Consider the following 20,067-nt stretch of genomic DNA (forward strand, 5'->3'; position numbering starts at 1 on the left):
GTCTGTCCCCGTCGCGCCCCCCGTCGACTCGCCACACTCTGCGGATGCCGCCCCCGCCGCATCCGCACTTCCTGGCGACTCGACGGTGGGCGCGACGGGGACAGACCGGTGATCGAGGTCTGGGAGGCCTCCATCAGCGAGCTGGACGCGGCGCTCGCGCGCGGTGAGACCACCGCGGTCGGGCTCGTCGAGGCGTACCTCGCGCGCATCGACGCTTACGACGGCCCGGATACCGCCACCGCGCTCAACGCGATCGTGGTCCGAAACCCCGATGCCCTCGCCGAAGCCCGCGCATCCGATGAGCGTCGCGCGCGCGGCGAGAGCCGCGGCCCGCTCGACGGCATCCCCTACACCGCGAAGGACAGCTACCTCGTGCGCGGCCTGACCGCGGCCGCCGGAAGCCCCGCGTTCGCCGACCTCGTCGCCCAGCGCGACGCCTTCACGATCGAGCGGCTGCGGGATGCCGGCGCCATCTGCCTCGGGCTGACCAACATGCCCCCGATGGCCAACGGCGGCATGCAGCGCGGTCTCTACGGGCGGGCCGAGAGCCCGTACAACGCCGACTATCTGACCGCCCCGTTCGCGTCGGGATCGTCGAACGGCTCGGGGACGGCCACCGCAGCGAGCTTCGCCGCGTTCGGGCTCGGCGAGGAGACGTGGTCGAGTGGGCGCGGACCGGCCTCGCACAACGCCCTCTGCGCCTACACCCCGTCGCGCGGCGTGATCTCGGTGCGCGGCAACTGGCCGCTCGTCCCGACGATGGATGTCGTCGTCCCCCACACCCGGACGATGGCCGATCTGCTCGCCGTGCTCGATGTCGTCGTCGCCGACGATCCCGACCCTCACGGCGACTTCTGGCGGGTGCAGCCCTGGGTCGAGATCCCGGCCGCCTCGGCCGTCCGCCCGCAGACCTACCGCGACCTCGCGGTCACGGGCCCCGCCGACGCCCGCGCGGTGCTGGCCGGCCGACGCATCGGCATTCCGCGCATGTACATCGGCGCCGATCCGGATGCCGGCACCGCCGACTCCCCCGGCATCGGCGGGCCGACCGGGCGACGCATCGAGACGCGGCCAAGCGTGATCGCGCTGTGGCGGTCGCTTCGCGCTGAGCTCGAGGCAGCCGGAGCCGAGGTCGTCGAGACCGACTTCCCCGTCGTGTCGCGCTACGAGAACGACCGGCCCGGCGCGGGGTCCATCGCGACGAACGGTCGCGTGAGCCCCGAGTACCTGCGCCGCGAGATCGTCGATCTGTCGGCCTGGGCCTGGGACGACTTCCTCCGGGCCAACGGCGACCCCGCCTTCCCCGGCCTCGCGCGCGTCGACGGAGCACGGATCTTCCCGCATCCCGACGGCGCCCTGCCCGACCGCTACGACGGATTCGACGACGACATCGCCGGGTATCCCGACTGGGTCCGCGCGCACCCGCGCGCCGCGCTCACCGACATCCCGCATCTCGAGGCCGGGCTCCGCGGGCTCGAAGAGACCCGGGCGGTCGACTTCGAGGAGTGGATGGATGTCGCGGGCCTCGACGCCGTCGCCTTCCCCGCCGTCGCCGATGTCGCACCCGCCGACATGGACGTCAACTCCGCGTCGGCCGATCTCGGCTGGCGCAACGGCACGTGGATCGCCAACGGCAATCTCGCCATCCGCCACCTGGGCATCCCGACGGTGACGGTTCCGATGGGACTCCTCCCCGACATCGGGATGCCGGTCGGCCTGACGATCGCCGGGCGCGCGTACGACGACAGCGCGCTGCTGCGGCTCGGGACGGCCGTCGAGGCGATCGCTCCGCGGCGGGTCGCACCGCCGCGGACTCCGCCGCTGACCTGATCCATCCGCCGGGCACCGACCTGTCCCGCACCGCCCCGACGGAACTACCCTCGACGCAAGGAGGACCCATGACCGAGCGCTTCCCCGCCCGCATGCACGACGTCACCGATGAGACGCGCGCGATCGTCGATCTCGTGCTGGAGTATTCGCGCGGCCGGCTCCTCGCCGAGGACACCCCGCTCGACAAGCCCCTGCCACCCTCCGAACTGCGGCGCCTGGCCGGGCGGACGATCGACGCGGGCGGTATCGGCGCACGCAAGGCCATCGGCGTCTTCGAGCACATCCTCGCGCCGTCGTGCATCTCGACCGACGACCCCCGCTACCTTTCCTTCATCCCGAGCGCCCCGTCGAAGGCCGCCGCGGCGTTCGATCTCGTCGTCTCGGCGAGCGCGCTCTACGGCGGGTCGTGGCTCGAGGGCGCCGGAGCGGTGCACGCCGAGAACGAGGTGCTGCGCTGGCTCGCCGACGAGTTCGGGCTGCCCGCGAGCGCCGGTGGTGTCTTCGTGCAGGGCGGCACGCTCGGCAACCTCTCGGCGCTCGTCGCCGCACGCGAGACCGCCCGCGGGCGCGGCATCCGTCCCGACCGCTGGCGCGTGGTCTGCGGCGCCGAGGCGCATTCCTCGATCGCGTCGGCGGCCCGCGTCATGGACGTCGACGTCGTCGCGGTACCCGTGGCCGATGACGGCGTGCTGCGGGGCGAGGCGGTGCGCGCCGCACTCGCGGAGCACGGCGAGAGCGTCTTCGCCGTCGTCGCGACCGCCGGGTCGACGAACTTCGGCATCGTCGACGACATCGCCTTCGTATCGGCTGTCACGCGCGAGCACGGCGTGTGGCTGCACGTCGACGGCGCTTACGGCCTCGCGGCGATGCTCTCCCCGATCGCGCGCCACCGCTTCGCCGGTGTGGAGAACGCCGACTCGGTCATCGTCGACCCCCACAAGTGGCTGTTCGCGCCGTTCGACGCGTGCGCGCTGATCTACCGCGACCCCGAGCTCGGGCGACGGGCGCACACGCAGCACGCCGAGTACCTCGACACGCTGACCGAGACCTCCGACTGGAGCCCGTCCGACTACGCCGTGCACCTCACGCGCCGGCCGCGCGGCCTTCCGCTGTGGTTCTCGCTCGCAACCTATGGCACCGACGTGTACCGCGACGCGATCACGCGGTCGATCGAGCTCGCCGAGCGCATCGCCGCCGAGATCGAACGCCGCCCGGAGCTCACACTGGTGCGCCGACCTCAGCTCGGTGTCGTCGTCTTCGAGCGGGTCGGGTGGGAGCGGTCCGACTATGCGCGCTGGTCGTCGGATCTGCTGGAGCGTCAGCACGCGTTCGTCACCCCGAGCAGTCACACGGGACGGACGAACGCCCGGTTCGCGATCCTCAACCCCCGCACGACGTACGACGACCTGACCGGCATCCTCGACACGATGGCCTGATCGACGCGATGGGGCCTCATCACGTCGCGCAGGACGACGTGAGGCCGAGCGCGACGGAGAGGAAGCCGATCTGCGCGGTGTTGGTGGCGGCACGCTCCCACCCGCCGGGGCCAACGGCGTACAGGGTGAAGACCGACGAGCCGAGCTCGACGAGGCTCGGCGCGAGCGATACCGACGTGGCCGTGGCCGGAAGCGTGCCGGAGCGGTTGGAAGAGCCCACGAGCGTCCACCGGTACCCGGTGATATTGCCGCCCACCGGTGCCGTGTTCCACCCGACGACCGCGGGAACGAGCAGCCCGGATTGCACGCACCGCACCGCACCGGGCGATGTCACGGTCACGGCCGAGAGGCTCGTCGAGGCGGCGACCTCGGCGTCGACCCAGGCCGCATCCGTCTCCACCGGTGCGATCAGCCCGACGGCGACGCACCCGGCGAGCGCGAGCCCCGCGGCGACGAACCAGGCACGGCTCCGAGGCCGCGGGGAGCTCACGCGCGCCCCCTCGGCCTACGCCGCCGCGACCGGTCTCCCCGGTCTCGCCGCGGCCAGAAGATCGCCACGACGAGCACCGTCGCAGCCCCGGTCACCCCGGCCATGACGGGCGGCGTCCCCACGCCGGCGATGAGCGGCGCGATGCCCGGAACCGAGAACATCACGATCCGAACGCACTCCACGTCGTAGGGGAACGGATCCTCGACGACATTCGCGTCGCCGCGCATCGTGATCCGACGCGCCTCGGGGTCACCGTCCGGAACCGCGACGACACTTGTCACCCGGTGCGTGATCGGCAGCTTGCCCGCGCGCTCGACGGTCACGACGTCACCCACGCGGACCTCGGACGCCGGGATGCCGCGAGCGACGGCCGCCGCACCGGCGGGGATCGTCGGCGACATCGAGCCGGTGCTGAACAGCGTCACCCGGATGTCGAACACGGCCGCCGCGATCGTCAGCGCGATGCAGAGCGCTCCTGTTGCCGCAGCGAGCACGAGCATCGCGTCACCGACGCGCGAGAGGGGCCGCCGTCGTGGGGTCACGACCCGCGCCGTCCGGGCTTCGGCGCGGGTCGCCGGCTTCGTCGGCTTCGTCAGCTTCGTCACCGTGGTCGGCGATGTCATACGGATCTCAGCTCGCCGATGTTCCCGTGAACGTCCACGTCACCGTTCCGGAGGTTCCCTGGAAGGAGTTGGCCGCACCGGGCTGGATGCGGACTTCGACGCAGAAACCGAGCTGCGCCCCCGCGGCGTCGATCGGGTTCGCGACGATGGTGCCGGGAACCGTGGTCACCGGAATGTAGGTCGAGGCGCTGCCCGCGACGAAGACGGGGGTGCCCGACGTGAACGCGGCGGCATTGCAGGTCGCGGTGGGGACTGCGGCACTCAGCCGGACTGCGCGGTACTCGAGTGCCGGCGTCAGCCCGCCGGTCGCGGTCGCGGATGTCAGCGAGATCGTGCCCCCGACGGTCGAGGCGGGCGACGTGCGCACGTTGATCCAGGCCTGAGCGAGGGCACCCGGTGAGAGCGCACCACCCGAGAAGGTCAGGGTCGCCGCGTTCGGTGCCGTCGCGTGACTCGCATAGGTCGGAGAGCCAGCCGTCTGCGACTGCGTGTCGAAGACGCTCGCGACGAACGACCCGGTGGCCACCTCACTGTCGGTCCAGGCGGCGATCGTCGATGCCGTGCCCACCCCGAGCACGCTTCCCGCCGCGAGGACCGCCAGGACGCGTCGGCGCCGCCACCGGCGTCGCGCATCCCCTCTCGTCTGCATCCGCGGAATCAGGGCAGCGTGTCGCCCGAGGTACCCGCGAACTCCCACGTGATCGTCCCGGCTTCGCCCTGCTCGATCGCACCGGCAGTGACCACGAAGCAGAGGTTCACCGGGGTCCCGGCGGCGGTGAGGTCGAAGACGTCGACGGTTCCGGTCGCGTCGGCGGCACGGTCTGCGACGACCTCCGTGCCCGTGGGCGGGGTGGCTGCCGAACACGTCACGCCGAAGTCGTCCTCGACGAAAAGCGAGTACGTGAGGTCGTCGCCGATGGCTCCGCCGATGACGTTCTCGACAGAGACGGCGGCCTCGTTCGTCGAGGTGCCCGACAGCTGCACGGCGAACGGCGCGTAGGCCACGTCATCGGGGGCGAGGGCGTCGGCGTCGAGCGTGAAGGTGAGGGTCTTACCCGGTGCGGCGGCATCGCTCGTGAACGTCGTCCCGTCGGTGCTGCCCTCGAGGTCGAACGACCCAGCGCCGAACGTTCCCGTGGCGAACTCCGAGTCGTTCCAGACAGCGAGCGTGACGATCGCACCGACCCCGAGGACCAGGCCGCCCGCGGCGAGCGCCAGCGCCATCCGCCGGCGGCGCTGCGGGTCGGGGGACGCATCCGCCCGGGATGGTTCTGCTGATGCGGGTGCGGATGTCATGGGCGGGGCTCCTCGGGCGCGACGCGGACGGTTCAGATCCTGAGGACTGTAGCCGCGGAATGTGCAGGTCCGAGAGGCTTCCGCGCCGAGACCAGTACACCGGGATTCATCCTCGGCATCCCTCAGTAGCCGGGTTCGCCGACTACTGAGACCCGCGCCCCGAACTCAGCGTCAGCCGATGACGGCGATGCGCTGCTCGTCGCCCGCGGGCGACACCAGCACGATCTCGCCCGGACGAGCGTCGTCCGAGACGCCGTCGACCCCGAGCACGCTCAGCCGGGGCGCGTAGTCCATCGTGCAGACCTGATCGGCCGCTCCGGCGGCCTCGGTGGCGCGCACCGCGTCACCGTCGAGCGCCACGGTCTCGAACACGGGCGGGCAGCTCGACGAACCCCAGGTGAGCAGCACGAGGCCCGCGTCATCGAACCAGCCGGCGCTCGGCACCATGTCACCGGTCACCTCGCCCGTCGGCCCCTCGAGCCCGGCGACCCCGTCCAGATCGGCGTCGCCGGTGTATCCGCCGGTCACGACGATGTCGACGTCCTGGGTGGGGTCGACGCCCGCCGGCAGCCCGACGTACGACGCGCGCGGAACGTAGTCGCGCGTGCAGGCCGTGCCCTCGGGGTCGGTGAGCTCGACGGTGACCGTCTGTCCCGACGCCGTCACCTCGCCGACGACGGGCTGACACGAGGAGCTGCCGTACGTCACGAGGCCGACAGCACGGCCGCTGTCGAGCCACGCCGCCTCGACATCGGCGTCCTGCGACGGCGCCGCCGAGCCGGTATCCGACCCGCTGGCACCCGTGTCGCCGGGCGCGGCCCCGCCGGGGGTCGTGGCGCAGCCTGCGAGCGCGAGCGCCGAGAGGAGCAGCAGAGCGGATGCCGCGGTCGTGCGTGTCGTCGTCATGGTCTCATCCTTCCGTCATCCCGAAAGTGTCGCGTCGCCGCGCATCGTCTCAGAACCCGATCACTGCAGCGCGGAGGTCAAGCGCGCGAGGTTGTCGAGCACCGTCGACCGGAGCGGCTGCTTCATCCACTCCTCGAGGGTGAGCTCACGCGAGAGCGACCGGTACTGGTCTTCAACCTGACGCAGCTGGGCGATGAACTCCTCGCCGCGCACGAGCATGGAGATCTCGAGGTTCAGACCGAACGACCGCATGTCCATGTTGCTCGAGCCGATGATGGCCACATCGTCGTCGATCGTCAGGCTCTTCGTATGCAGGATGTAGGGCTTGCGATACATCCAGATCTTCACGCCCGCCCGCAGCAGCGCTTCGTAGTAGCTGCGCTGGGCGTGGTAGACCATCGCCTGGTCGCCCTCTTCCGAGACGAACAGCTCGACCTGCAGGCCGCGCTGGCAGGCCGTCTGCACCGCCAGCAGCAGCCCCTCGTCGGGCACGAAGTACGGGCTCACGATGATGACGCGCTTCTGCGCCGCGAACAGCAGGGCGGTGAACAGCTTGAGGTTGTTCTGGAACTCGAATCCGGGCCCGGACGGGACGATCTGGCAGTCCAGGTCGCCCGGCCCGCTCTCGAGCTCGAACAGACCCACGTCTTCGGAGGGCGCCGAGCCGGTCTCGCTGTACCAGTCCGAGAGGAACACCGCGTCGATGCTCGCCACCACGGGGCCCTGCACCCGCACCATCAGGTCGACCCAGTGCAGGCCGCGCTTGATGTTCTTCTTCAGGTTGTAGGTCGAGTCGGTCATGTTCTGCGACCCGGTGAACGCCACCCGCCCGTCCACGACGATGAGCTTGCGGTGGTTGCGCAGGTCGGGCCGCTGGTATTTGCCGCGAAGCGGCTGCACCGGGAGCATGTGGTGCCAGTCCGCGCCCATCGCCGTGAGGCGCTTCACCGTGGCGCGATAGTTCGGCTTGCCGCGGTTGGCCCAGTAGTCCAGGAGCACGCGCACGGTCACACCGCGCGCGGCGACCTCTTCGAGCGCGGCGAAGAAGACGTCGGTCGTCTCGTCGGACTGGAGGATGTAGAACTCCACGTGCACGTACCGCTCGGCTTTGCGGACCTCCTCCGCCATGCGGCGGATGCTCTCCTCGTAGTCGGAGATGATCTCGGCGCCGTTGTCGCCCGCGAGCGGCATCGCGCCGAGGTTGCGGTTGAGCGTGACGACCGAGGTGAACCACGCGGGGGCGTCGGGACGCAGAGTGCCGAAGTCGAGCCCCTCACTGGTCTCGCGGATGTACTGGTTGATCTCGCGCTGCATCCGGCGCCGCTTTCGCGGCAGACGGGGATTGCCGATCAGAAGGAACAGCAGCACGCCGACGAACGGGATGAAGTAGATCGCGAGCAGCCACGCCATCGCGGCCGTGGGGCGCCGGTTGCGGGGCACGACGATGATCGCCGTGATGCGGATGACGAGGTCGGCGATGAAGACCAGGACGAGCCACCAACCGGGGAACTCGAACGCGGTGAACTCGATCGTCACGCCGCCCCTCCGATCTCCTCGGAATCAGCGTATCGGGCGCGACCGCTCATCCCACGGGTTCAGGGGGCGGAGCTGTCGGGCGCGGGAGCGGCGAGCCCACGGGCCGCACGCTCCTCGGCCTCGATCTTCGCGTACGCCCGGCGCTCGGTGCGATCCATGCGCAAGATGCCGCGGAGGACGAAGACGAAGAGCACCGAGACCACGAGGGTCGGCAGCAGCGACCAGATGACCGCGCTCACGTATTCGTCCATGCCCCCTATCGTACGTGTCCCCGCTGATGAAAGGCCCAGTCGGGCAGGTGGCCGATCTGCGCGAACGACATCAGGATCTCGGCGAGCCCGTGATCGGGGTCGATCTCGAGCGCCCGCTCGGCGTACGACGCGGCGTGCGTGGATCGCCCCAGCGCCCAGGCGAGCCATGCGCACAGCGCGAGCGGTCCCGGCCGCAATCGACGCGGGGCCAGTGCGGCGACCTCTCGCACCACCGCGAGCGCGGCGAGCAGGCGGTCGGGGTCGGGTCTGTCGCCGTCGCCCCACATGATGCGCCCGAGCCGTTCCGGATACTCCTCACCTCGCTCCCACCGTCGCTGGGCTTCGAGGGCGTCCTCGCCGCGGTCGGCATCCGTCGCCCACTGCACGAGGGCGACATCGCGCAGCGACGGTCGTGACAGGCACCAGACCAGCAGCGCCACGACGAGAGGGTCGAGCTCGGCGGGATCGCCCCCGAGCACCCGCTCGAACAGTCGCGGCGGGGCGTCGAGCTCGCACGCCGCCTCGAGTGCGGCGGGGTCGACACCGCCGCCCTCCGCCCCCGACTCGCGCGTATGCCGGCGGCCACCGCCCACCCGCGGGATGCCGCACACCACCGCGAGCGCCGTCTCGAGCGAGCGGAGCGCGCCGCCCACCGCGCGCCGTTCTGCGGCGCTGCGACGCGGCAGAACGGCGCCCGATGCGTGATCGCTGTCGATCGCGGGATCGGGGCCCGGACCGGGGTGCCGCGCAGCGGCCCGCTCGATCTCGTCGAGAGACCGGCCGCCCGTCGGGCACGACGAATCGAGGTGCGACCCCCAGCCGTCGGTCGCGACGGTCAGCAGGTCGACGACCCGCACACCGCAGACGTCGGCCGCCCGGCTGACCGCCGCCAGGACGGGCACCCCTGGCAGCCCGTCAGCCGCCGACTCCGGGACGTACGCGATCGCTGTCAGGGCATCGGCGTCCGGAATGCGGCACACCATCCCGACGATCGTCGCAGCGGCACTGTCGAGGTCGCCGAGCGCGCCGGTCGGCAGGTCGACGCGCATCGCGCCGAGGCTCCGCGACCCCGCGAAAGGCACCACGATGAGGCTTCGGCTCGGGACGAAGCCGAGCAGATGAGGAACGAGGGAGAGGAAGTGCGCGGCATCCGCGGCGCCAACAGTCGTGGTCATGCAGACCAGGCTGGCGCCGGGCGAGGCGGTGCAGAGCGCGAGCGGGACGGGATGTGGAAACCCGGACGGACCTCGCGGCCTCGCAGGAATCGGCGGTTACTTGACCAGCGGGAAGAGGATCGTCTCGCGGATGCCGAGGCCCGTGATCGCCATGAGCAGGCGGTCGATGCCCATGCCCATGCCGCCGGTGGGCGGCATCCCGTGCTCGAGCGCCCGCAAGAACTCCTCGTCGACGCGCATCGCCTCGTCGTCGCCGCGAGCGGCGAGCTTGGCCTGCTCGACGAAACGCTCGCGCTGGATGACCGGGTCGACGAGCTCGGAGTAGCCGGTCGCCAGCTCGAAGCCGCGGACGTAGAGGTCCCACTTCTCCACGACGCCCGCGATCGTGCGGTGCTCGCGGACGAGCGGCGACGTGTCGACAGGGAAGTCCATCACGAAGGTCGGGCGCTCGAGCCCGCCCTTGACGAAGTGCTCCCAGAGCTCTTCGACGAGCTTGCCGTGCGTCGCGACCTTCTCGGGCACGACGACGCCCACCTCGGCGGCGAGCGTCTGAAGCTCCTCGAGCGAGGTGGCGGGCGTGATCTCGCGCCCCGCGGCGGCCGAGAGCGAGTCGTACATCGAGATGCGGTCCCATTCGCCGCCGAGATCGAACTCGGTGCCGTCGGCCCACGTGACGGTCGTCGATCCCGCGACGGCGATCGCCGCGTTCTGGATGAGCTCCTGCGTCAGATCGGCGATGCCGTTGTAGTCGCTGTACGCCTGGTAGGCCTCGAGCATCGCGAACTCGGGGCTGTGGGTCGAGTCGGCGCCCTCGTTGCGGAAGTTCCGGTTGATCTCGAACACGCGGTCGATCCCGCCCACGACGGCGCGCTTGAGGAACAGCTCGGGCGCGATGCGCAGGTACAGCTCCGTGTCGAAGGCGTTCGAGTGCGTGATGAACGGGCGCGCGGCGGCACCACCGTGCTGCACCTGCAGCATCGGGGTCTCGACCTCGAGGAAGCCGTGCTCGTCGAACGTGCGACGCAGCGAAGCGTTGACCTTCGCTCGGGCCACGACCGTCTCGCGCGCGGTGTCGCGCACGATGAGGTCGAGGAAGCGCGAGCGCACGCGGCTCTCCTCGCTCAGCTCGGAGTGCAGGTTCGGCAGCGGCAGCAGCGCCTTCGACGCGATCTGCCACGCGGACACCATGATCGACAGCTCGCCGCGGCGGCTGGAGATGACCTGGCCCGTGACCGAGACGTGGTCGCCCAGGTCGACGAGCTCCTTCCACGCCTGCAGCGACTCGTCGCCGACCTCGGCGAGCGAGACCATGGCCTGGATGCGGCTGCCGTCGCCCGACTGCAGCGACGCGAAGCAGAGCTTGCCGGTGTTGCGGCTGAACACGACGCGTCCCGCGACCGACGCGGTCACGCCGGTCTCGGCGCCCGCCTCGAGGTCGGCGAAGCGCTCGCGCAGCGCCGGGATGGTGTCGGTGACGGCCACGGCGACGGGATAGGCGCCGCCCGCGGCATCCGCTCGTTCGCTCAGCAGCCGCTCGCGCTTGGCGAGGCGCACGGCCTTCTGCTCGATGACGTCGTCGGCGTCGTCGACGGGGGGCACGGGCGCGTCGCTCATGGCAGAAAAACTCCTCGGGATTCGACGTGCCAGTCTACCGAGCGCGCCACGGCTGCTCGGCGATACACCGGTGCTCGGCGATACAGCCGTCGGACCACTGGTGCTGGTGTCGCCTCGGCGGCGCCGCGGCACGACTCCAGCACCGCCGGTCCGACGAATGTGCACCCAGCACGCCGCCGGCAGCGCCGAGCCGGCCGGCTACGCGACGGGACCGCGGGCGACGCGCAGGCCGATGTCGTCGTGCGCGCTGTCGGGGCGGGCCCCGCGGCGCGTGCCCGCCCGCACGGATGTCGCGGCGTCGGCGAACCCACCGCCCCGGAACACCCGGTCGCGCGACCCAGTGTCGGGGGCGAAGAGGTCCCAGCACCACTCCGAGACGTTTCCGAGCATGTCGAACAGGCCGAAGAGGTTCGGATGCCGCCCGCCCACGTTCTGCGGCGACGAGAGGTTGTCGGCCGCGGTCCAGGCGATCTCGGCGAGCGGGCCGTAGTGCGCCGCCGCCGAACCCGCGCGGCAGGCGTACTCCCACTCGCGCTCCGTCGGCAGCCGGTACCCGTCGGCGTCGTCGTACCAGTGCACCTCGTCGCCGTCGACGGCGTAGGCGGAATCGAGCCCCTCCCACTCCGACAGCGCGTTGCAGAAGCGCACGGCCCGAAGCCACGACACCGCGACGGCCGGGCGACGGGGATGCGCGGCGGTGATCCCGAGCACCTCCCCGAGCTGCTCTTCGGTCACGGGATAGACGCCGATCTCGAAGGAGGCGACCCGCGGCCCCCGCCCTGCGCCGGCGACGGGCAGCTCTCCGGCCGGGATGCGGGCGAGCTCGACGTCGCTCACAGCAGTTCGTCGTCGGGGTCCGCGCCCCGGCCCGCGGCGGTGAGCGCACGGTCGACCGTCGAGTGCACGAGCGTCGAGAGGAAGCGCCCCGGGGCGTCGACTCCGGCGTCCTCGAGCAACGCGGCCGACTGCTGGACGATCGAGGCGGCGAACTGCGTCGCGGTCGCGATCGCCTCGCCGTAGGCCGGGCGGTCGGCGTCGGCGACGACGACGGGCTCGCAGCCCAGCTCGACGGCGAGCGCCTGCCCGATCGGCAGGACGGCTGCCGGCGCGGTCACCGCGGCGTAGGCGCCCGTGAGCTGGCGGAGGTCGAGGGTCGACCCGGTGAACGCGATCGCCGGGTGCACCGCGAGCGGGATGGCGCCTCGCGCGGCCGCGGGCGCCAGCACGTCGAGCCCGTGCCCGGGATCGGTGTGCAGCACGAGCTGCCCGACCTGCCAGGCACCGAGCTCGGCGAGGCCGCTGACCAGCGGGCCGAGCTCGTCGTGCGGCACCGCGATGACGACGAGCTCGCTGCGGCGCACGACCTCGTCGGCGTCGAGCACCGGCACCCCCGGGATGACCGCGTCGACGCGTTCCCGATCGGAACCCGCGGTGACGCCGGTCAGCGCATGACCGGCACCCGCGAGCGCCGCGCCGATCACGGGCCCCACCCGGCCGGCGCCGATAATGCCGACCCCCAGGCGCGAGTTCGCGGTCATCGCCCACCCTCCGGAGGCGTCTGCCCCGCCGGCGGCGTCTGCCCCGCCGGCGGCGTCTGCTCCGCGGGAGGCGTCTGCTCCACGGGAGGCACGAACGGAGGCGCATAGGGCGGGGGCGGCACAGCGCCCGGCGGAAGCTCCGTCGCGCTCGGCGGGGGCGGCACGGGGCTCGGGCCGGCACTCGGGCTCTGCGCCGGAACGGGCGGCACCGGCTCGACGGCATCCATCAGCGCGACGGCATCCGACAGCGCGTCGGCATCCGTCGGTCCGTCGGCATCCGTCGTCTCCGCCCAGCGGTGCGAGCGGTCGGATGCCGCCGCGGCGACGGCCACCCGGGCGACGCGCTCGAACGCCGCGATCGCGTCGTCGCGATCGATGCCCGCGACCGCGGTGAGCACCGGCCCCGAGACCGTGTGAGCGCGCAGCGTCGCGACCCGCAGCGCGCGTGAGACCGGCCCCTGGTGCAGCGCGACCGACTGCAGCCGCGCGAGCGGCAGCACCGCGAGCATGCGCCAGATCAGCCCGCGCCGCAGCATCAGCAGGTCGCCGTTGATCGCAAGACCGTTCCGGCGCCACGACAGCAGACGCACGATGCGTGCGCGCCGCGGCGTCGTGACGTATCCCCCGGCGGACGAGCCGCCGAGCACACCGTCGCGGATGATCGCCGCGCGCTCCTCCTCGCTGGCCGACGGCAGGATGAGGCCGAGCACCCGCTCGACGTCGGCGAGCGTGCCGACGGGAAGGACCGTGGTGAACTGGTCGGTCGTCGTGTCGGAGGCGCTTCGGCCGGTCATGCGGTTGATCCGAACCGTCCACCACCCGAACCCGCGCCAGAGGATGGACTGCGTGATCTCCACGGCGTGGATGCGTCCGGGAGGCAGGATCTCCGACACGGTCGTGAGCAGGCCGAACGTCACGCGTACGCCGTCACGCGTCGGCGCGATGGAGTAGCGCAACGACTTCACGATCGTCCGCACCCAGTACGCCCCGAAACCGAGCAGTGCCGGGAAGTAGGCGAAGAGCACCCAGAACACGCCCTGCGACAGGGCGATCGCGAGCGCGGTGGCGCCCGCGAGGATCACAACGGTGCCCCAGCTGGCGAGCTGCGACCCGATGAGTCGCCCGGGCGGGATGCGCACGACGGACTCGGGCTCGGCGGCATCCGCATCGTCGCCTTCGATGAGACCGGTGATGCCGCGTGCGACGGTGTCGGCGACGGCGACGCGTCCTCCCCCGGCGGCCGCCGCGGCCGCGCGCTGCTCGGCGAGGCGCTGCCCCGAGGCCAGCCGCAGGATGTCGGCGCGGATCGTCTCGGCATTACCGGTCGAGAGGTACTCGAGCTTGACGTTCGCGTCGGCGCCCGCACCCACGATCTCGAGCTTCGCCGCCCCCAGAAGCCGCGCGACCGCGGGGCGGGTGAGGTTGACGCCCTGCACCCGGTCGAGCGGTGCGCGGCGCTGCGTGCGCGAGAGGATGCCGCTGCGCACCTCGACGTCGTCGTCGGTGATGCGGAACGTGTGGAAGCGCCACGACAGATAGAACGCCCCGATGATGAGCGCGAGCACGCCGACGGTGACGAGCAGGGCGATCAGCAGGAGGTTGTTCGCCAGCACCCACCCGATGGGGTCGCCGGCGGCCTCGTACTCCTCCCACTCGTCGATGGGCGCATCGGGCGCGAGCGCCGGCACGAAGATGCTGATGAGCCGGTCGCGCATGTTCGCGACGACGATGCCGAGCACCACGAGCAGCGCCAGGCCGCCGCGCAGCAGCGGCGTCAGCGGATGCAGCCGATGCCACTCGCCGTCGCTCAGCGGCGAGCGGACGAGCTCGGACGGCGGCGCGGAGACGGTCGCGTCGGCCGGGGGCGGGCTCGGAACGGAGTCGCTCACAGCCCGGTCCGCCGCGATTCCGCCACCGACATGAGGTGGTCGCGCAGCGCCTCGGCGGCCTGCTGCGTGAGGCCCGGGATCACGACGCCCGTCGCTGCAGCGGCGGTGACGAACTTCAGCTGCGCGATGCCGAATCCGCGGTCGAGGGGCCCGTGCGTGATGTCGACGAGCTGCATCCGCCCGTACGGCACGGCCACCATGCGCTGCCACAGGATGCCGCGACGGAAGACGAGGTCGTCCTCGCGGAGCTGGTAGCCGATCGAGCGCACCTGGCGCGGCAGGATGGCCATGCCTGCGACGGTGAGCACGATGAGGATGACGCCCGGGATGAGCGCCCACGACTGATCGGCCACCAGGAGCAGCACGAGCATCACGGCGACGATGATCGCCAGGATGAACCCGTTGCTGATGAGCTGGACGGCGAGGTACTTGCGCGAGATCTGGTGCCAGACGCCGTGCTCGAGGGCGAGCCTCCCGGCACCACGCGGCTCGCGGATGCCGTCGTAGGTGCCGGCGTCGAGGGTGGCGTCGATCGCACCCGGCTCCGCAGCGTCAGTGGTGGGAGGGAGTGGCGTCGGGCTCGGGTGGTCCGGGCTGGTCGTCATCGTCGTCCTTCCGAATGGTGCAGAGCTGTTCTGCGATCACACCGGCCGCCACGAGCACGACGGCTCCGACGATCGCGGCGACGACCGCTCCCGTCGAGCCTACTGACGGCGGCACCGGCCGTGTGAGAAGGAAGAGCAGGAGGCCGACGCCGACACCGCCGACGAGCGCCCCGACGATGCTCGACGCCTTCGCGAGCATCGCCACGCGCACCGCCCGGAACGGGTCGACCCGCGGAGCCTGGCCCCGGGTCGCCCGGCGGATCGGCAGCGCGAGGGCGATGACCGAGACTCCCAGCAGCACGAACAGGACGGGGAGCATGACCGACGGGGTGAAGGTCGCGCGGCCCGCGCCCGTGAGCACCTGGTCGATGACGAACCCCGCGGCGATGCCGAGCACCGCCGACACGATGAGGGTCGCGGGAGACGTGCGTCTCACGGCGTGCTCCCGGGCAGAGCCGCCAGCAGCGCGTCGACGCGCCCGCGTCCGGGGAGCACGGCGTCGGGGTCGACCGCGAGCCACGGCCGGAGCACGAAATCGCGCTCGTGCGCACGCGGATGCGGCAGGACGAGCGTCGGGGTCTCGCACACGACGTCGCCGTGCGCGATGAGGTCGAGATCGAGCGTGCGATCCTGCCACCGGGCCTGATCGGCCGAGCGCGGGGCCCGGCCGTGACGCTCCTCGATCGCGTGCAGGTAGCCGAGCAGCACGCTGGGGGCGAGCCTGGTCTCGACGAGGGCCACGGAGTTGAGATAGGCGGGGGCCGCGGCATCCGGGCCGTCGAGGGTCAGCGCGACCGTCTCGATCGGCTCGGCGGCGCGCACCACCTGCGTCAGCGGCAGCCGGTCGAGGTCCGCGATCGCGCGTGCGACGGTCTCGGCCCGGTCGCCGAGGTTCGCACCGATCGCGATGACGGCTCGGCGCGCGGCGGGGTTCTCGGCCGCACGGGGCTCGGGCGATTCCTGGGCGAGGCGGCGGCTCATCGGTTCTCCCGTCGTCGGCTGAGGGTCACGCTGACATCGCCGAACGGCACCGCGATGGGCGCCTGCGGCTTGTGCACGGTCACGGCGACGGCATCCACACGGTCGAAGGCGAGAGCCGCACGGGCGATGCGGTCGGCGACCGTCTCGACGAGGTTCGCCGGCTCTCCCGACAGGATCGCGGCGACCTGTTCGGCCAGCTCCCCGTAGTGGACGGTGTCGGCGACGTCGTCGCTCGCGGCGGCATCGGCCAGCGACAGGTCGAGCTCGACGTCGGCGATGAACTCCTGACCCTCGCGTCGTTCGTGCTCGTAGACGCCGTGATACCCGACGGCCCGGATGCCGCGCAGCGTGATCCGATCGCTCATGAGCCCTCCCGCCACCGCGAGCGCACCGCCAGCGCGTCTCGGGTCGTCGCGACGTCGTGCACCCGCACGCCCCACGCTCCCGCGTCGGCGGCCAGCACGCTCGTCACGGCGGTCGCGAGGTCGCGACGGCCGATGTCGGTGCCGTCCGGGCCGGGGGTGTCCGCGCCGGCGGCGTCTCCGATCGCCTCGCGCAGGAAGCCCTTGCGGCTCGTGCCGACGAGCACACGCTTGCCGAGTCCGACGATGCGGTCGAGGCGGTGCAGCACCGCCCAGTTCTGTTCGCCGCGTTTACCGAAGCCGATGCCCGGGTCGAGGATGATGCGCGAGGGGGCGATACCGGCCGCGGCTGCCGCGCTCACGCGCTCCTGGAGCTCGGCGACCACTTCCGCGACGACGTCGTCGTAGCGGGCGGTGGCGTACATATCGGTCGAGTGTCCGCGCCAGTGTCCGATGACGACGTCCGCGTCGGATGCCGCGACCGCGGCGAACATGTCGGGATCGGCCAGGCCTCCCGAGACGTCGTTGACGATCCGGGCTCCGGCGGAGACGGCGGCTGCAGCGGTGCCGGCGTTCATGGTGTCGACGCTCGCGACGATCCCCCGCGCCGCGAGGGCCTCGATCACCGGGACGACACGACCGCGCTCGAGGTCGGGGTCGACGCGCTCGGCACCCGGGCGGGTCGACTCGCCACCGACGTCGACGATGTGCGCGCCGGCTCGGCGCAGCGTCTCAGCGTGGCCGATCGCGGCGTCGAGATCGAGGTACCGCCCGCCGTCGCTGAACGAGTCGGGCGTGATGTTGAGGATGCCCATGATCGTCGTCATGCCGCGCCGCCCGAGATCAGGGCGATCAGCTCGGCCCGCTCGGCCGGCTCGGTGTAGACGCCGCGGGCGGCGACGGTCACTGTCGAGGCATCCGCCTGACGTCCGCCGCGCATCGTGACGCACTCGTGGGCGGCATCCAGCACGACCAGCACGCCGCGCGCGTCGAGCGCACCCGCGATCGTGTCGGCGATCTGCTCGCCCAGACGCTCCTGCACCTGCGGCCGCGCCGCGAGGGTGTCGACCACGCGCGGCAGCGCGCCGAGCCCGACGACCTGCTCGCCCGGCAGGTACGCGATGTGGGCGTGCCCCGCGAACGGCAGCAGATGGTGCTCGCAGAACGAACGGAACCGGATGCCGCGCACCATGACCGCGCCCGACGGCAGCGTGTCGGGCGCCGGACCCCGCGCCACCGAGATCGTGTGCGCGAGCGGTTCGGCGGCGTCGGCACCGACTCCCGAGAAGAACTCGGCGTACGCGTCGGCGACCCGCTGCGGGGTCTGCTTCAGCCCGGGACGGTCGGGGTCCTCCCCGATCGCCTCGAGCAGGTCGCGCACGAGGGCGGCGACGCGTTCGCGATCGACGGCCACGCCCCGAGCCTACGCGGTCGCGGGTCGCGCCTGCCCCGAGGGGCGACGGTGCGGAGCCCGCTCGGCGGCGGTCTCGGCTTCGGTCTCGGCGACGGTGGATGCCGCCAGCCCGGCCTCCTCGCGACGCTTGGGGACGTCGATCGGGGGCAGGGACGACACCGGGCGGTCCTGGCTCGAGAGCCACTGCGGGCGCGGCGGGAGCTTCTTGATGTCCTTGAAGATCTCGGCGAGCTGCAGGTGGTCGAGGGTCTCCTCTTCGAGCAGCGCGAGCGCGAGCTTGTCGAGGATGTCGCGGTTGGCGTTGATGACCTCGTACGCCTCGTTGTGGGCCTGCTCGATCAGCAGCCGGACCTCGGCGTCGACGCGCTCGGCGATGCGCTCGGAGAAATCGCGGCCGTGACCCATGTCGCGGCCCATGAACACCTCGCCCGACGACGACCCGAGCTTCACGGGGCCAACCTCGGTCGTCATCCCGTACTCGGTGACCATCTTGCGGGCGATGCCCGTCGCCTTCTCGATGTCGTTGGAGGCACCGGTCGTCGGGTCGTGGAACACGACCTCCTCGGCGACGCGTCCGCCCATCGCGTAGGTGAGCTGGTCCTGGAGCTCGTTGCGCGTGACGGAGTACTTGTCTTCGAGCGGCAGCACCATCGTGTACCCGAGCGCCTTGCCGCGCGGAAGGATCGTGACCTTCGTGACCGGGTCGGAGTGGTTCATCGCCGCAGCGGCGAGGGCGTGGCCGCCCTCGTGGTACGCCGTGATGAGCTTCTCCTTGTCCTTCATGACGCGGGTGCGGCGCTGCGGACCGGCGATCACGCGGTCGATCGCCTCGTCGAGCGCGCGCATGTCGATCAGCTGCGCGTTGGAGCGCGCGGTCAGCAGCGCGGCCTCGTTCAGCACGTTCGCCAGGTCGGCACCGGTGAAGCCCGGGGTCTTGCGAGCGATGACGGCGAGGTCGACCGAGGGCGAGAGCGGCTTGCCGCGTCCGTGCACCTCGAGGATCTTCTGACGGCCCTTCAGATCGGGGGCGTCGACGCCGATCTGCCGGTCGAAGCGGCCCGGACGCAGCAGCGCCGGGTCGAGGATGTCGGGACGGTTCGTCGCCGCGATGACGAGCACCGAGACCTTCGGATCGAAGCCGTCCATCTCCACCAGCATCTGGTTGAGCGTCTGCTCGCGCTCGTCGTGACCGCCGCCCATGCCGGCGCCGCGGTGGCGGCCGACGGCGTCGATCTCGTCGATGAAGATGATGGCGGGCGAGTTCTCCTTCGCTTCCTTGAAGAGGTCGCGAACGCGGCTCGCGCCGACGCCGACGAACATCTCGACGAAGTCCGAGCCCGAGATCGAGTAGAACGGGACGCCGGCCTCGCCCGCGACAGCGCGTGCGAGGAGCGTCTTACCGGTTCCGGGAGGGCCGTACAGCAGCACGCCCTTCGGGATGCGAGCGCCGACGGCCTGGAACTTGGTCGGGTCCTTCAGGAAGTCCTTGATCTCCTGCATCTCCTCGATGGCCTCGTCGGAGCCGGCCACGTCGCCGAAGGTGACCGTCGGGGTCTCCTTCGTGACGAGCTTGGCCTTCGACTTGCCGAACTGCATGACGCGGCTGCCGCCGCCCTGCGCGCTCGACATCAGGAACCAGAAGAGCAGGCCCAGCAGCACGAGCGGCAGCATGAGCGAGAGGAAGCCGTCGAACCACGTGGCCCGCGGCACGACGTCGTTGTACCCGTCGGCGGGGTTCGCCGCGTCGACGGCCGCGACGACCTCGTCGGCACGCGCGGAGGTGTAGTAGAACTGCACCTGCTTCGAGCCCTCGAAATCCTCCGAGAGCGTCAGATCCACGCGCTGATCGCCGTCCGTGGTCTGCACCTTCGTGACGGTGTCGCCCTTGAGCAGCTCGAAGCCCTGCTGGGTCGTGATCTGCTTCGCACCGGTGAGGCTGGAGATCAGCATGAAGCCGATCAGCAGCAGCGCGCCGATGAGCAACACGTACATCAGCGGGTTGCGCGTGACTTTCTTGACGTCCATGGTGCGATCAGGCTACCCCGCGACGACTATGCGGGCTCTGTGCGTTCGTTTTGGGCGTACCGGGAGCCGGCTCGCCCGACGAGGGATCGACGCCCG

The 20,067-nt window shown here is 71.6% G+C and carries 21 protein-coding genes; 2 read left to right on the plus strand and 19 right to left on the minus strand.

Going from position 1 to position 20,067, the window contains the following annotated elements; all coding sequences use genetic code 11:
* The first annotated feature begins 108 nt into the window (after positions 1 to 108).
* Positions 109 to 1,830: an amidase gene (locus tag CBF90_RS00005; RefSeq protein WP_088379593.1), complete on the plus strand. Its 1,722-nt coding sequence runs from the start codon at positions 109 to 111 to the stop codon at positions 1,828 to 1,830.
* A 68-nt stretch (positions 1,831 to 1,898) separates the two neighbouring features.
* The gene (locus CBF90_RS00010; protein WP_088379594.1) at positions 1,899 to 3,266 is read left to right on the plus strand and encodes an aminotransferase class V-fold PLP-dependent enzyme; all 1,368 of its coding nucleotides are present in this window, start codon (positions 1,899 to 1,901) and stop codon (positions 3,264 to 3,266) included.
* Between the two features lie 19 nt (positions 3,267 to 3,285).
* Here CBF90_RS00010 and CBF90_RS00015 read toward each other — a convergent pair whose 3' ends face one another.
* The 19 genes from CBF90_RS00015 to ftsH form a co-directional block, all read right to left on the minus strand.
* On the minus strand, positions 3,286 to 3,756 hold the full coding sequence (locus CBF90_RS00015) for a hypothetical protein (protein ID WP_088379595.1): 471 nt from the start codon (positions 3,754 to 3,756) through the stop codon (positions 3,286 to 3,288).
* A complete protein-coding gene (locus CBF90_RS00020; protein ID WP_197690545.1) occupies positions 3,753 to 4,379 on the minus strand; it encodes a S26 family signal peptidase in 627 nt (208 codons plus the stop codon). The genes CBF90_RS00015 and CBF90_RS00020 overlap by 4 nt, the downstream gene beginning before the upstream one ends.
* A gap of 7 nt (positions 4,380 to 4,386) precedes the next feature.
* Positions 4,387 to 5,028, minus strand: coding sequence for a SipW-dependent-type signal peptide-containing protein (locus CBF90_RS00025; protein WP_088379596.1), 642 nt, complete (start codon positions 5,026 to 5,028; stop codon positions 4,387 to 4,389).
* 8 nt (positions 5,029 to 5,036) lie between these two features.
* The gene (locus CBF90_RS00030) at positions 5,037 to 5,675 is read right to left on the minus strand and encodes a SipW-dependent-type signal peptide-containing protein (protein WP_242435539.1); all 639 of its coding nucleotides are present in this window, start codon (positions 5,673 to 5,675) and stop codon (positions 5,037 to 5,039) included.
* A gap of 171 nt (positions 5,676 to 5,846) precedes the next feature.
* Positions 5,847 to 6,581, minus strand: a complete 735-nt coding sequence (locus CBF90_RS00035) for a hypothetical protein (RefSeq protein WP_088379598.1) — start codon at positions 6,579 to 6,581, stop codon at positions 5,847 to 5,849.
* 60 nt (positions 6,582 to 6,641) lie between these two features.
* Positions 6,642 to 8,111 carry a cardiolipin synthase gene (gene cls, locus CBF90_RS00040; RefSeq protein ID WP_233494941.1) on the minus strand — a complete coding sequence of 490 codons (1,470 nt, stop codon included), beginning with the start codon at positions 8,109 to 8,111 and terminating at the stop codon, positions 6,642 to 6,644.
* A gap of 65 nt (positions 8,112 to 8,176) precedes the next feature.
* Positions 8,177 to 8,368, minus strand: coding sequence for a hypothetical protein (locus tag CBF90_RS00045; RefSeq protein ID WP_064956394.1), 192 nt, complete (start codon positions 8,366 to 8,368; stop codon positions 8,177 to 8,179).
* 5 nt (positions 8,369 to 8,373) lie between these two features.
* Positions 8,374 to 9,543 carry a DUF4192 family protein gene (locus tag CBF90_RS00050; RefSeq protein WP_088379599.1) on the minus strand — a complete coding sequence of 390 codons (1,170 nt, stop codon included), beginning with the start codon at positions 9,541 to 9,543 and terminating at the stop codon, positions 8,374 to 8,376.
* Between the two features lie 96 nt (positions 9,544 to 9,639).
* The gene (gene lysS, locus CBF90_RS00055) at positions 9,640 to 11,157 is read right to left on the minus strand and encodes a lysine--tRNA ligase (RefSeq protein WP_023952918.1); all 1,518 of its coding nucleotides are present in this window, start codon (positions 11,155 to 11,157) and stop codon (positions 9,640 to 9,642) included.
* Between the two features lie 198 nt (positions 11,158 to 11,355).
* Entirely contained in the window at positions 11,356 to 11,994 is a 639-nt protein-coding gene (locus CBF90_RS00060) for an SUMF1/EgtB/PvdO family nonheme iron enzyme (protein WP_023952920.1), read from the minus strand.
* Positions 11,991 to 12,695, minus strand: coding sequence for a DUF2520 domain-containing protein (locus tag CBF90_RS00065; RefSeq protein WP_023952922.1), 705 nt, complete (start codon positions 12,693 to 12,695; stop codon positions 11,991 to 11,993). The genes CBF90_RS00060 and CBF90_RS00065 overlap by 4 nt, the downstream gene beginning before the upstream one ends.
* Positions 12,692 to 14,584, minus strand: coding sequence for a PH domain-containing protein (locus tag CBF90_RS00070; protein WP_277921427.1), 1,893 nt, complete (start codon positions 14,582 to 14,584; stop codon positions 12,692 to 12,694). The genes CBF90_RS00065 and CBF90_RS00070 overlap by 4 nt, the downstream gene beginning before the upstream one ends.
* Positions 14,581 to 15,189, minus strand: a complete 609-nt coding sequence (locus CBF90_RS00075; RefSeq protein ID WP_088379600.1) for a PH domain-containing protein — start codon at positions 15,187 to 15,189, stop codon at positions 14,581 to 14,583. The genes CBF90_RS00070 and CBF90_RS00075 overlap by 4 nt, the downstream gene beginning before the upstream one ends.
* Positions 15,137 to 15,625: a DUF3180 family protein gene (locus CBF90_RS00080; RefSeq protein WP_023952928.1), complete on the minus strand. Its 489-nt coding sequence runs from the start codon at positions 15,623 to 15,625 to the stop codon at positions 15,137 to 15,139. The genes CBF90_RS00075 and CBF90_RS00080 overlap by 53 nt, the downstream gene beginning before the upstream one ends.
* A complete protein-coding gene (gene folK / locus CBF90_RS00085; protein WP_088379601.1) occupies positions 15,622 to 16,170 on the minus strand; it encodes a 2-amino-4-hydroxy-6-hydroxymethyldihydropteridine diphosphokinase in 549 nt (182 codons plus the stop codon). The genes CBF90_RS00080 and folK overlap by 4 nt, the downstream gene beginning before the upstream one ends.
* On the minus strand, positions 16,167 to 16,535 hold the full coding sequence (folB, locus tag CBF90_RS00090; RefSeq protein WP_088379852.1) for a dihydroneopterin aldolase: 369 nt from the start codon (positions 16,533 to 16,535) through the stop codon (positions 16,167 to 16,169). The genes folK and folB overlap by 4 nt, the downstream gene beginning before the upstream one ends.
* The gene (gene folP / locus CBF90_RS00095; protein ID WP_088379602.1) at positions 16,532 to 17,359 is read right to left on the minus strand and encodes a dihydropteroate synthase; all 828 of its coding nucleotides are present in this window, start codon (positions 17,357 to 17,359) and stop codon (positions 16,532 to 16,534) included. The genes folB and folP overlap by 4 nt, the downstream gene beginning before the upstream one ends.
* On the minus strand, positions 17,356 to 17,946 hold the full coding sequence (gene folE / locus CBF90_RS00100; RefSeq protein ID WP_088379603.1) for a GTP cyclohydrolase I: 591 nt from the start codon (positions 17,944 to 17,946) through the stop codon (positions 17,356 to 17,358). The genes folP and folE overlap by 4 nt, the downstream gene beginning before the upstream one ends.
* Before the next feature lie 9 nt (positions 17,947 to 17,955).
* A complete protein-coding gene (gene ftsH, locus CBF90_RS00105; RefSeq protein ID WP_023952934.1) occupies positions 17,956 to 19,971 on the minus strand; it encodes an ATP-dependent zinc metalloprotease FtsH in 2,016 nt (671 codons plus the stop codon).
* Positions 19,972 to 20,067 lie beyond the last annotated feature (96 nt).

It is taken from the genome of Microbacterium sp. AISO3 (assembly GCF_002204305.1).
Taxonomy (GTDB): Bacteria; Actinomycetota; Actinomycetes; order Actinomycetales; family Microbacteriaceae; genus Microbacterium; species Microbacterium arborescens.